Origin of the sequence: Aeromonas sp. 603607 (genome assembly GCF_049171595.1) — a bacterium.
In the GTDB taxonomy this organism is placed as follows: Bacteria; Pseudomonadota; Gammaproteobacteria; order Enterobacterales; family Aeromonadaceae; genus Aeromonas; species Aeromonas veronii.
On the sequence record NZ_JAAKOV010000017.1, the window covers coordinates 119,759 to 132,440 of the forward strand.

9 protein-coding genes and 1 tRNA gene are annotated in these 12,682 nt (G+C 61.9%); 2 read left to right on the top strand and 8 right to left on the bottom strand.

Annotated features, from left to right (window positions below; all coding sequences use genetic code 11):
* Positions 1-44: 44 nt before the first annotated feature.
* Positions 45-1,421 carry an MDR family MFS transporter gene (locus tag G5315_RS16260; protein WP_421288154.1) on the top strand — a complete coding sequence of 459 codons (1,377 nt, stop codon included), beginning with the start codon at positions 45-47 and terminating at the stop codon, positions 1,419-1,421.
* Between the two features lie 111 nt (positions 1,422-1,532).
* Here G5315_RS16260 and nifJ read toward each other — a convergent pair whose 3' ends face one another.
* From nifJ to pnuC, 7 genes are all read right to left on the bottom strand, one after another.
* Positions 1,533-5,078: a pyruvate:ferredoxin (flavodoxin) oxidoreductase gene (gene nifJ / locus G5315_RS16265; protein WP_421333405.1), complete on the bottom strand. Its 3,546-nt coding sequence runs from the start codon at positions 5,076-5,078 to the stop codon at positions 1,533-1,535.
* A gap of 228 nt (positions 5,079-5,306) precedes the next feature.
* On the bottom strand, positions 5,307-6,947 hold the full coding sequence (locus G5315_RS16270; protein ID WP_421333407.1) for an alpha,alpha-phosphotrehalase: 1,641 nt from the start codon (positions 6,945-6,947) through the stop codon (positions 5,307-5,309).
* 199 nt (positions 6,948-7,146) lie between these two features.
* On the bottom strand, positions 7,147-7,548 hold the full coding sequence (locus tag G5315_RS16275) for a DUF1622 domain-containing protein (RefSeq protein WP_421333408.1): 402 nt from the start codon (positions 7,546-7,548) through the stop codon (positions 7,147-7,149).
* Positions 7,549-7,615: 67 nt separating this feature from the next.
* On the bottom strand, positions 7,616-7,933 hold the full coding sequence (yqfB, locus tag G5315_RS16280) for a N(4)-acetylcytidine aminohydrolase (protein ID WP_421333410.1): 318 nt from the start codon (positions 7,931-7,933) through the stop codon (positions 7,616-7,618).
* A 43-nt stretch (positions 7,934-7,976) separates the two neighbouring features.
* On the bottom strand, positions 7,977-8,648 hold the full coding sequence (locus G5315_RS16285; RefSeq protein ID WP_421333412.1) for a Crp/Fnr family transcriptional regulator: 672 nt from the start codon (positions 8,646-8,648) through the stop codon (positions 7,977-7,979).
* 105 nt (positions 8,649-8,753) lie between these two features.
* Complete coding sequence (locus G5315_RS16290; RefSeq protein WP_421333414.1) at positions 8,754-9,479, bottom strand: nucleoside phosphorylase; 726 nt, start codon at positions 9,477-9,479, stop codon at positions 8,754-8,756.
* Between the two features lie 3 nt (positions 9,480-9,482).
* Positions 9,483-10,199: a nicotinamide riboside transporter PnuC gene (pnuC, locus tag G5315_RS16295; protein ID WP_204385193.1), complete on the bottom strand. Its 717-nt coding sequence runs from the start codon at positions 10,197-10,199 to the stop codon at positions 9,483-9,485.
* Between the two features lie 264 nt (positions 10,200-10,463).
* Between pnuC and G5315_RS16300 the strand changes: the two genes are divergently transcribed.
* Entirely contained in the window at positions 10,464-12,296 is a 1,833-nt protein-coding gene (locus tag G5315_RS16300) for an SLC13 family permease (RefSeq protein ID WP_040066935.1), read from the top strand.
* A 218-nt stretch (positions 12,297-12,514) separates the two neighbouring features.
* Here the strand turns inward: G5315_RS16300 and G5315_RS16305 are convergent.
* Positions 12,515-12,598: transfer RNA gene (locus tag G5315_RS16305), tRNA-Leu, on the bottom strand.
* Between the last annotated feature and the right edge of the window lie 84 nt (positions 12,599-12,682).

Genomic DNA, 12,682 nt, shown 5'->3' on the forward strand with positions numbered 1-12,682 from the left:
TTCATTGCCGGATACTTTGGCATATCAGATCTGCGAGTCCGCTTATGACCTCGAAAATATCCCCCAAAACCATCTTCTCCAGTGTGGCGCTTGTGATCGCGCTCGGTTCACTGGAAAAGAGCATCGTCACTACCCCGCTGCCCATGATTGGCGCCGAGCTGCATGCCGGTGGCGCCCTCACCTGGGTGGTCACCGCCTACCTGCTGGCGGCCACCGCCGTGCTGCCTCTCTACGGCAAGCTGAGCGATCTCTTTGGCCGGGTGCGGATGCTCAATATCGGCATCGGCCTGTTTCTGGCGGGCTCGGTGGCCTGCGCCCTCTCCCAGGATCTGCAGACCCTGCTGGCAGCGCGGGTGCTGCAAGGGCTGGGGGGCGGCGGTCTGATTGCCCTCGCGTTTACCGTGATTGCCGACACCATTCCGCCGCGGGAGGTGGGCAAATATCAGGGCTACATTTCGGCGGTCTATGCGGTCTCCAGTATCGCTGGCCCCTTGCTCGGCGGCTACTTCACCGAGCAGCTCAGCTGGCGCTGGATCTTCTGGATCAATCTGCCGCTCGGGGCGCTGGCAGTCTTTCTCATCAACCGCAACCTCAAGCAGCTCAACGTGCGTCGCCACAGTCGCTTCGACTGGAAGGGGGCGGGTCTGCTGATTACCGTCACCACGCTCACCCTGTTGCTGCTCTCGCCGGAAGCGGCGCTGCCCGCCGTCTGGCTTTCGGCGGCGCTGGGCGTTGCATTGCTGCTGCTGATTCTGATTGAACGGCGCGCCCACGACCCCATATTGCCCGCCCATCTGGCCCGGTTGCCCGGCTATCTGGTGAGTGTGCTGCTGGTGATGCTCTCCCAGTTGCTGATGTTTGCCGTGCTGGTCTATCTGCCGTTGCAGATGCAGTGGCAGAAGGGGATGAGCGCCAGCGAGAGCGGCGCCATCATGGTTATCTTCATGATTTGCATCACTGCCGGCGCCTTTGTCGGAGGCAAGCTGATTGGCCGTACCGGCCACTACAAGAGCTTTGTCGCGGTGGGCTTTGGCCTCGCGGCGGTGGCGCTCTGGCAGATCCACTTCGACGCCTGGGTCAGACTGGCGCTCGGGTTTGCCGGTATTGGTCTCGGTCTGGTGCTGCCCGCCCTCTCGGTAGTAGTGCAAAATGCCCTGCCACGGCAGGATCGCGGCATCGGCATGTCGCTGTTCAACTTCGGGCGGGAGCTCGGCGGTGCCGTCGGCGTGGCCATCTGCTCCATGCTGTTCCACTTCCGCCTGCCAGCCGGCAGCGATGGCGATCTGAGCCGGCTCGCCCCCGATCTGCTGGCCCCGGGCTTCAGCGCGACCTATATCGGCATGGCACTGATCGCCACGCTGGCGCTGCTCATCACATTGCTGGCGTTGAAGCGCCACGAGCTGGCATCCATCAGCGCCTGATCCGGCCTGAGCCGACATTGGCTCACCATAGCTAGCATCAGGGCTCCCCGCGGGGAGCCCTGATTGTTATTTGGCGAATAGCGTGGCTGCTGCCATCAAGCCATGCGCGAGTTACTCCTGCGCCGGACTCTCCTTGCCTGCCAGCTGGCTCAGCCAGGCGAAGCGGCGGTTGGCCTCCTGCTCCGCCTCTTCATAGAGCTGGCTGGCCACCTCCGGCAGTTGGCGCTCCAGCCGCTGGAAGCGGGGCTCATGGCGCAAGGTCTCGGCCAGCGAGGCATTGGGTGCTCGCGAGTCGAGTGCCAGCGGCAATTTACCCTCGTCAGCGCGGCGCGGATCGAAGCGGTAGAGCGGCCAGAAGCCGGTGGCGGTCAGCTGTTTCATCTGCTCATGGCTCTCGGCCATGTCGTAGCCATGCTCCTCGCAGGGGCTGTAGGCGATGATGAACGACGGCCCCGGGTAGGCCTCCGCCTCCTGAATCGCCTTCACCGTCTGGTTCATCTGGGCGCCGAGGGAGATCTGCGCCACATAGACGTGGCCATACATCATCACGCTGGCCCCGAGATCCTTGCGCGCCTTGCGTTTGCCCTGCTCGCCAAACTTGGTGATGGCCCCGAGTGGCGTCGCCTTCGATTGCTGGCCGCCGGTGTTGGAGTAGCACTGGGTATCGAGCACCAGCACATTGATGTTCTCCCCCAGACTCAGCACATGGTCGAGTCCGCCAAAGCCGATGTCGTAGGCCCAGCCATCGCCACCGATGAGCCAGACCGATTTTTCCACCAGATAGTCCGCATCGCGGGCCAGCTCAAGGGCCTCCGGAGCCTTGCTCTGTTGCAGCAGCTCCCGCAGCTGCTGGATATGGGCCCGCTGCTCGGAAACCGGCAGGGTGGCATCGCCGAGCTCCTCGCGCAGCGCTGCCGGAATGGTGTCGCCCAGGCTCGCCAGCAGACGGCGCACCCGCTCCCTGTGCTGATCGACGGTGAGGCGGAACCCCAGTCCGAACTCGGCGTTGTCTTCAAATAACGAGTTGGCCCAGGCCGGCCCACGCCCGTCGGCGTTGGTGGTGTAGGGGGTGGTAGGCAGGTTGCCACCATAAATGGACGAGCAGCCGGTGGCGTTGGCAATCAGCAGCCGATCGCCATAGAGCTGGGTCAACAGCTTGATATAGGGGGTCTCGCCACAGCCGGAGCAGGCGCCCGAGTATTCAAACAGCGGCGAGATGAGCTGGGAGGTGCGGATGTCGATGCGCTCCAGCTGCTCGGCGCTGCGCTCTGGCAGGTCGAGGAAGAAGTCGTAGTTGGCCTTCTGCTCGTCGAGGTGATCGAGGCGCGAAGCCATATTGATCGCCTTGCGATCCGGGTTGCTGCGATCCCTGGCCGGGCACACCTCAACGCAGAGATTGCAGCCGGTGCAATCCTCCGGCGCCACCTGCAGCACGTACTGCTGGCCGCGCATGTCACGGGATTTCACATCCAGCGCATCCAGAGTGGCGGGAGCAGCGGCCAGCGCATCCGGTTCTACCACCTTGGCGCGAATGGCCGAGTGGGGACAGGCGGCGACGCAGTAGTTGCACTGGGTACAGAGCTCCGCCTCCCATATGGGGATCTCCTTGGCGATATTGCGCTTCTCCCAGCGGGTGGTGCCGACCGGCCAGGTGCCATCCGGCGGGAAGGCGGAGACCGGCAGGCTGTCACCCAATCCCGCCAGCATGGCGGCGGTGACGGTCTGGACAAAGTCGGGGGCCTTGGCCGAAACCACCGGTGGGCGCGGGCGGCTGGCAGGATCCAGCTCCCCCAGCGGCACCCGGGTCAGGGCGGCGCAGGTTGCCTCCAGTGCCTGCCAGTTGCGTTCGACCAGTGTCTGCCCCTTGCTGCCATAGCTGGTGGCGATGGCCTGCTTCAGCAGGCTGGTCGCCTCTGCGGGGGGAATGATGGCGCTGAGCTGGAAGAAGGCCATCTGCATGACGGTATTGATGCGGTTGCCGAGCTGGCAGTCGCGGGCAATTTTGGCGGCGTTGATGATGTAGAAGCGCGCCTCTTTCTCGCGCAGGGCATGCTGCACCTCGCTAGGTAGTCGTTGCCAGATCTCCGCTTCGCTGTAGGGGGTGTTGAGCAGGAAGATGCCACCCGCTTTCAAGCGCTCCGCCATCCGGTACTTGTCGACAAACTGCCACTGATGGCAGCCGATAAAGTCGGCCTCTTCCACCAGATAGGCCGATTGCAGCGGCCGCTCGCCCACCCGCAGGTGAGAGACGGTGAGGCCGCCCGCCTTCTTGGAGTCGTAGACGAAATAGCCCTGCGGATAGAGGTCGGTGTGGTTGCCGAGGATCTTGATGCTGTTCTTGGCCGCCGAGACGGTGCCATCGCTGCCAAGGCCGTAGAAGAGTGCCTCCACCTTGTGTTGCTGGCTGTGGATGGGGCTTTGCGAATTCAGCGCGGCCAGCGGTAGCGAGAGACCTGTGATGTCATCGAAGATGCCGACGGTAAAGCGCGGGCGCGGGTTCTCTCGCGCCAGTTCGGCAAACACCGCCAGCGCGCAGGCGGGGCCGAACTCTTTGGAGGAGAGGCCATAGCGACCGCCGATGACCCGCGGCAGGCTTGCCCGCTCGCCCCGGCTGACCGCTTCGGCCAGCGCCGTCATCACGTCGAGATAGAGGGGCTCGGCCTGTGCGCCCGGCTCCTTGGTGCGATCCAGCACGGCGATGGCGCGGGCACTCTCGGGAATCGCGGCCAACAGGTGCTTGGCCGAGAAGGGGCGGAACAGCCGCACCTTCACCAGCCCCACCTTCTCCCCTTGGGCCAGCAGGCGCTCGATCACCTCTTCACAGGTGCCGATGGCTGAGCCAATCAGCACCACAATCCGCTCCGCCTGCGGGTGGCCGACGTATTCAAATGGCCGGTAGTGGCGGCCGGTCTGCTCGCCAAAAGCCTGCATCGCCTCGCTCACGTGGCCATAGGCGGCGTCATACCAGGGGTTGCTCGCCTCCCGACACTGGAAGTAGGTGTCCGGGTTGGCAGCAGTGCCGCGAATGACCGGTTTGTCGGGGGTGAGCGCCCGGTCGCGATGGTCGCGGATGGCATCTGCGGGCAACAGGGCACGCAGGGTGTCGTCAGCGAGCGGCGCTATCTTGGCGATCTCGTGAGAGGTACGAAAGCCGTCGAAGAAGTGGATAAAGGGGAGGCGGCTGTTGAGGCTCGCTATCTGGGAGATCAGGGCAAAGTCCTGCGCCTCCTGCACATTGCTGGCACAGAGCATGGCACAGCCGGTCTGGCGCACCGCCATCACGTCCGAGTGATCGCCAAAGATCGATAGCGCATGGGTCGCCACGGTGCGCGCCGCCACATGCAGTACGAAGGGGATGAGCTGACCCGCCAGCTTGTAGAGGTTGGGGATCATCAGCAGCAAACCCTGCGACGAGGTAAACGAGGTCGCCAGCGCGCCGGTCTGCAGGGCACCGTGGACGGCAGCGATGGCACCCCCTTCCGACTGCATTTCGACAATCCGAGGCACATCCCCCCACAGGTTCTTGCCCCGCTCGCTCGACCAGGCCGACGACTGCTCAGCCATGGCCGAGCTGGGGGTGATGGGGTAGATGGCGATGACTTCGCTGGTGCGGTACGCCACCGAGGCGACTGCGTTATTCCCGTCTGTGGTGATCATCTGTTTTCCACTTTGCTATGCCAGTTTGAAGGCCGATAGTTGCATCGGCAATGGATAGGTCGCAGGCATAGTAAGAGGGGCAATGAGAGCGTATCAAACGGGATAAATAATCAATTAATAAGTCAGTAATAGTGGTTAATTTAATCCCTTCGAGTGGGGGCGTGATTTTCTGCTGACAGCCGACGGGTGGCGATTGACGGGCCATTGACATGGCCCGTCAGCACGGGGTTAACCCTGATCCACTTGCAGCCAGATGGCGCACTGATAAGGGGCGAAGAGTGGCAGTGGTTCGCTTGGGTAATTGGCCAGCAGCAACCGCATCTTGTCTGTCACCTTGTCGAAGTGGGGCATCGGCAAGGGGTTCGCCGTGAGATTGGCGAGCAGCAGCAGGGTGTGCCGCTCTCCGCTGGCCGGATCCTGCCAGTGGCGGCGATAGCTGATGCGCTCGGGATCATCCCCATCCAGCAGCTCGAAGTCGCCGTGGCGAATGACAGGGTGAGCCTTACGCAGGGCGATAAGCTGGCGATAGCAGTGAAACGGCGAGTCGGGGCGGGCCAGCTGCTCGGCGGCATTTATCTCGACGTGGTTGGCATTGAGGGCAATCCAGGGCGTGGTGGTGCTGAAACCGGCGTGGGGGCCGGCGTCCCACTGCATCGGGGTACGGGCGTTGTCGCGGCCAATGGCATCGAGCCGCCGACTCAGCTCGGCAGGATCCAGCCCTGACTGGCTGGCGCAGTAGTTGATGGCCTCCACATCGCGCAGCTCGTCCGGCTGCCAGTGGCGGTTGGTCATGGCGAGCTCCTCCCCCTGATAGATGAAGGGAGTGCCCTGCATCATGTGCAGCACCATGGCCCACAGTTTGGCGCTGGTTTCCCGCCACTCGGGCCTGTCATCGCCAAAGCGGGAGACGGCGCGGGGCAGGTCGTGGTTGCCGAGAAACAGGCTGTTCCAGCCTCGGCCATGCAGCCCTTGCTGGTGGCGGGCCATGGCCCGTTTGAAGGCGAGGGGAGCAAAGCGGGATGACCACTTGTCACTGCCAAGCCCCAGATGCTCGAAGTTGAACACCATGCTGAACTCGCTGCCATCGTGGTTCGAATAGTTCTGCATATGGGCGAGATCGGCCCCCCAGGTCTCCCCCACCGTAATGATCCCTTTGCCGCCGAAGCTCGCGGCATTGAGCTCGCGGATATAGTCGTGCAGGCGCGGGCCATTGCTCATGGCCAGTCGGTCCCACTCCTTGCTCACCATATCGATCACATCGAAGCGAAATCCCTTGATCCCTTTGCCCAGCCAGAAGTTGATCACCTCTGCCATCTCGGCGCGCACCGCCGGGTTGTCCCAGTCCAGATCGGCCTGACTGGGATCGAAGTTGTGCAGGTAGTAGCGATCAAGCACTGGCACATACTGCCAGCCGCTGCCGCCAAAAATCGAGGTAATGGGGTGAGCATCGACAAAGGCTTGATCCCGGAATACGTAATAACCCTGATAACGGGGATCCCCGGCCAGTGCCTTCATAAACCACTCGTGCTCGGTGGAGGTGTGGTTGGCGACGATATCCATCATGATGCCGATGCCGTGAGCGGCCGCTTCGGCGATCAGCTGCTCCATCTCGGTCAGGGTGCCGAAGGCGGGGTCGATGGCACGGTAGTCCGCCACGTCATAGCCGTTATCCCGCTTGGGGGAGCGATAGATGGGGGTGAGCCAGAGCATATCGACCCCGAGGGTGGCCAGATATCCTAGGCGCTGACGGATGCCGTTGATGTCGCCCATACCGTCGCCATCGCTGTCCTGAAAACTCATGGGGTAGATCTGGTAGATGACGCAGCTATCGAGGTCGATATCGGGAGTGTGGAGGGAGTGCGGGTTCATCAGCGTGGCCGGTTGGGGAGGAGGCTTTCCATCTTACGCAGATGAGCGGGCACTCAACAGGGCAGGGGAAGCCTTGAAAAGGGTTCCATTATTGACTGATTGCCAAAAGTGCGGGAAGGGTCACAAAGGTGCCATCCCGGGCCACTGCTGTGGTCGGGATGACACGGCACTTAGCGATGATGCTGTGCAAGGAAACGGGCTATTGGGCTGCCTTGACCTGTTCGCTGTGCTGCTCCTGCTGGCGCTCTGCCTTGTCTTGTTGGCGTTCCGCTTGTGCTTCCAGCTCCTTGCCGAGGAAGTAGTTCAGGAAGGTGCGGATCACCGCGATGATGGCAAGGCGGATCAGCTCCTCCTTGCTTGGCGCGACCGTGGTGGCCAAGATGTCGGCGGCGAGCTGGAACTCCAGCGCCAGAATGAGCCAACTGCCAAAGCAGAGACGAATACGCGGAAAACCGGGCTGGTGATCCCGCACTCTTGCCGCTAGCCAGAGGGTCTTGCCAAGCCCTATCACCACACAGGCGATGGAGATGATCTCCAGCAGCAGCTGGAACAGCTCGACCCCGTGCATCATCCCCTCTTTCAGGCTCGCTATCTCAAACACTCGGGTCACCTCCCTGATTCAAAAGAGGACACTATTAACACATCGCTCGGCAAAGGCCAAATCCGGTTCAGGCAATCATTTTGAATTCAATCACATAGAGCGGCGGTAGATCGGGGTAGATATCGCGGATCACCTGTTTGAGCTCGGGGAGGGTCATGTTCTCCTGACGGCCATGCTCGTCATTCAGTTCATCGAAGGCTATTGCGTTGACGGAGATCACCTCTATGGTGCCAAAGGGCTGGTGCTCCGGGTTGGTGAACAGCGCCAGACGTTGGCCGGGCTGCCAGTTGGCCTCGCTCTCGTCGCGGATGGTGATGGTCTTGCGGCCCGCCTGAATATCGGCAACGAAGCGGCTGAAGAAGGTGAATTCGGGATGGGTAGACATGGCTCTCTCCTGACAGGGTTAATCGAAATGAGGTGAATGGAAATCAAAGGACGAGATAGGCGCGCAGCCTGGCCAGATCGGCGATGACGGGGCCGTCACTGCTGTCGGCAACTATGCCCTGTTCGACCAGCTCCTTGAGGGCGCGGCGGTAGACCCGCTCTGTGGTGCCGAAGCGTGCTGCCTCGTGGGCCCGCTTGCGCGATCCCAGCATCGGAGTGCGCTGGCGCTCACGCCATAGCTCATAGGCGATGTTGTAGGCGATGGGGTGGAGTAGCCGGCTGGTGGTGATCTCCAGGGTATCGAGATAGTCGCTGGCAAGTGCGGCGGCGAAAAAGAGGGTCAACTCAGGTTCTGCCAGCAGGCGCTGGGCCAGTTTGTGGGCGCAGATGACCCGGGCATCCAGCTCGGTCTCGGCCACCACGTTCCACTGCACCGGGGTGGCGCTGAAGAACTCCATCTCGCCGAAGATCTGGCTGTGACACTCAATCTCGCCGAGCTGGAAGATGCGGCCCGAGTGGACGGCGCTATTGAGGGAGACCCGACCATGTTCGACCAGATAGAGCTGCTCGCTCTGCTCCCCCTGGCGCATGATCAATTCGCCCGGCAGGTAGCGGCGCAGAAACAGGGTGCAGGCGTCGAGCGCCGCGGCAAAGCGGGGTTCAAGCTGCTGGAGTTCGGCGTGAAAACGGCCGAGGGGGTAGGGCTGTTGCTGCATGACTTGCCTGTCGCACCGGATGACGAGGGCCATGAGGCTAGCAAGAGTGCGGGCCGGATACCAGCCCGCACGGTAGCGGATGTGCCGCAGTTAACGGTTTGCGTTTTATTGCACCAACGCGTGGAGGGCGGCGGCGATGGCGTGCTGCTCACCGGCCATCATCGCCTGTTCGGCGCTGGCGTAATCCGCCACCCCTTGTTGCACATCCTGCTCGAACAGCACCACGTTGCAGAGCACGGCGGCGACCCGCACCTTGCGCAGGCGACCCACGGTCAACAGGGAGGCGGTCTCCATGTCAGCGCCGAGCACGCCACGGGCATGCCAGTAGCGGCACACCTCCTGTTCGTCATCCCGATAGAAGCTGTCGTGGGAGCGCACCAGCCCGTGCCAATGAGGTTGGCCGCTGGCCGCCACCTGATTGAGCAGGGCCGCTTGCAGCCAGATATCGGCGCAGGCGGGGTACTCGGCGGGCAGATAGGCCTGTGAGGCGCCCTCATTGCGTACCGCCCCTTCCACCACGATAAGGTCGCCAAGGCCGATGTCGTGCTGCAGGGCACCGGCGGAGCCGACCCGAATGAGCGAGCGGGCACCGGCTTGCACCAGCTCCTCCAGCGCTATGATGGCCGAGGCGCCGCCAATGCCGGTGCTGCAAACCGTGATGGGCAGCCCCTGATAGCGGCCGTTGATGAGGCGAAACTCCCGGTTTTGCCCCAGCACTTCGCACTGTTCGAGCTGGCTGGCGATGCGATCGACCCGGGCCGGGTCGCCGCACAGTACCACCCGCTCGGCAATCTGGTCGGGGCGGCACTGGAGATGGGGTAACAGAGTCATGGCTTACAGACCTTGTGGCTGGCGCTTGGCGGCAATCACCCAGAGGCGAGTGCCGTTGGCGGCGATAAACAGCAGGATCAGGTACTCCAGCGACATGGCATAGACGCCCTGCGCGGCATAGACACCGATGCTGATGATGTTGATGACGACCCAGAGGATCCAGTTCTCCACGTATTTGCGGGTCATCAGGATCTGGGCGACCACCGAGAGCACCGTCATGCTGGCATCCCAGAACGGGAAGGCATCGGGGGAGGGCTCGGGGATGGCAAGGTTGGCACCAAACAGGTTGAGCAGGGAGACCGAGGTGCGTGCCAGGGTGGCGAAGACCGGGTCGATATAGCGGGTCAGCAGAGCGATGGCCAGCACGCTCACGGCGGCGGTCACCATCAGTTTGGATTTGCTGAGCCAGCGGATCTGCAGGGTATCCCCCTGATCGTTGGCCGGGCGGGTCCAGGCGTACCAGCCGTAGACGTTGGCGCAGAAGAAGAACAGCTGCAGCAGCAACAGCCCGTAGAGCTGGATCTGGAAGAAGATGATGGCAAACAGGCTGACGTTGATAAGACCGAACAGGTAGTTGATGGTCTTCTCCTGACTGGCAAACCAGATGCAGGCCAGCCCGAACAGGGTACCGATGGCTTCAATCCATGACATGGCATAGCCGCCACCCAGCGGTATGGTCACCAGCGTGTTATTGATGCTGAACAGCTCGAATATGCTCATTTTCTGATCCTTGGGCATGAGGGTTAGTATGCGAGGGCGCCATTCTAAGGGGTGAGGGGGAGTAGGGGGCAGGACTTTTGTCCGCCCCGTACTTGGCCCATATCAAAGAAATCGCCGCTGCTGCCCGGTTATTCCAGCAGTGATGGGTTATGGGGCCTCGGCGGGCCGGACTTTATTGATATGTAGCAAGATGATAGCGCCATGGCTGTGGTCTGATAGAGTCCACTCTCCGGGAGGAAAATCACGTGATAAAAGGAGGTTGCATTGAATTCCGAGCTTGTCTGGGTGCTCTGTCTGCTGGCTGGCGCCATCTATCTCTTTATGACCAACAAGGTGCGCATGGACGTGGTTGCCCTGTTGATCATTATTCTCTTTGTGCTGAGCGGCACCCTCACCCTGCCGGAGGCGCTGGCGGGCTTTAGCGATCCCAACGTCATTCTGATAGCCGCCCTGTTTGTGGTGGGTGAGGGGCTGGTTCGCACCGGCATCGCCTATCAGGTGGGGGATGCATTGGTGAAGGTAGCGGGCAGCAGCGAGACCAAGCTGCTGGTGTTGCTGATGGTGGCGGTGGCGAGTCTGGGGGCTGTGATGAGCAGCACCGGGGTGGTGGCCATCTTTATCCCGGTGGTGCTGAGCGTGGCTAACCGGATGGGGATCCCGGCCGGTCGCCTGATGATGCCCCTTGGTTTTGCCGGGCTGATCAGCGGCATGATGACGCTGGTGGCCACGCCCCCCAACATGGTGGTTAACAGCGAGCTGATGCGCCACGGCATTCACGGCTTCGGCTTCTTCGATTTCACCCCCATGGGCGTGCTGATCCTGGGGCTGGGCATCCTCTACATGCTGCTGGTGCGCGGCTCCCTGGTGGGCGAGGGGGAAGAGGGCAAGGGCAAGCCGACCGGGCGCCGCACCCTGCGCGATCTGATCCGAGACTACCGACTGGCCGGTCGGGCTCGTCGTTTGGCGCTGCGGCCTGACTCCCCGCTGATTGGTCATACCCTGGATGAGCTGCAACTGCGCGCCCGTTATGGTGCCCATGTCATCGGGGTGGAGCGCTGGCGCAAGTTCCGTCGGGTGATGGTGCCGGTGTCCGGGATCAGTGAGTTCCAGGCCAAGGATGTGCTGCTGATCGACATGTCAGACCCCGAGGTGGATGTGCGGGCGTTTTGCACCGAGGCGCGGCTTGAACCCATGATCCTGCGCGGGGAGTATTTCTCCGATCAGGCGCGGGAGGTGGGGATGGCCGAGGTGTCGCTGATCCCCGAGTCCAAGCTGCTGGGTAAAAGCGTGCGTGAGGTGACCTTCCGCTCCAGCTATGGCCTGAGCGTGGTGGGGCTGCGCCGCGACGGTGAGGCACTGGCAGGCAAGCTGGTGGATGAGCCGCTGCAGATGGGCGACACCCTGCTGGTGGTAGGGAATTGGAGCCACATCAGACAGTTGCAGACCCATAGCCGCGACTTTCTGCTGATGGGGCTGCCCGCCGAAGTGGACGAGATGGCCCCCGCCCGCAGCCAGGCCATTCATGCCCTCTTCTGTCTTGGAGTGATGATCCTGCTGATGGTGACCGATCCGGTGCCCAACGTGATTGCCGCGCTGATCGCCTGTCTGCTGATGGGCAAGTTTCGCTGTATCGATATGGAAAGTGCCTACAAGTCGATCCACTGGCCGACCCTGATCCTCATCGTCGGTATGCTCCCCTTTGCGCTGGCGCTGCAAAAAACCGGCGGGGTGGATCTGATCGTCGGTGGTCTGATCAATGCGGTAGGGGAGATGGGGCCGCGGGTCATGCTGGCCAGCCTGTTTGCCCTCTGCGCGGTGATCGGGCTCTTTATATCCAACACCGCGACTGCTGTGCTGATGGCACCCATTGCGCTGGGCACGGCCCAGCAGATGGGGGTATCACCCTATCCGTTTGCCATGACCATTGCCATCGCCGCCTCGGCCGCTTTTATGACGCCGGTCTCGTCACCGGTCAATACTCTGGTGCTGGGGCCGGGCAACTACAAGTTTGCCGATTTTATCCGTATCGGGGTGCCATTCACCCTGTTGGTGATGGCGGTGAGCGTGGTAGCGATCCCCTGGTTCTTCCCGTTCTGATAACCGGGATGATGAATGTGTGCACCAGCGGCCTGCGGGCCGCTTTTTTATGGCCGGGAGACAAGAGTGGCAAGGCGTGATCGGAATAAATGAAGAGGGACGTGAACGGGAATTAACGTGGAGCTGGGTTAATAGAGGTGCGAGATAAAAACTGGGGAGAGGCAAATTTCAGATACAAAAAAACCAGCGTGAGCTGGTCTGTTTGGTACTGCTATTAATGGTGCGGAAGGAGAGACTCGAACTCTCACGCCTAGGGCGCCAGAACCTAAATCTGGTGCGTCTACCAATTTCGCCACTTCCGCAATATTAATGGTGGCTATGACGGGATTCGAACCTGTGACCCCCGCATTATGAGTGCGATGCTCTAACCAACTGAGCTACATAGC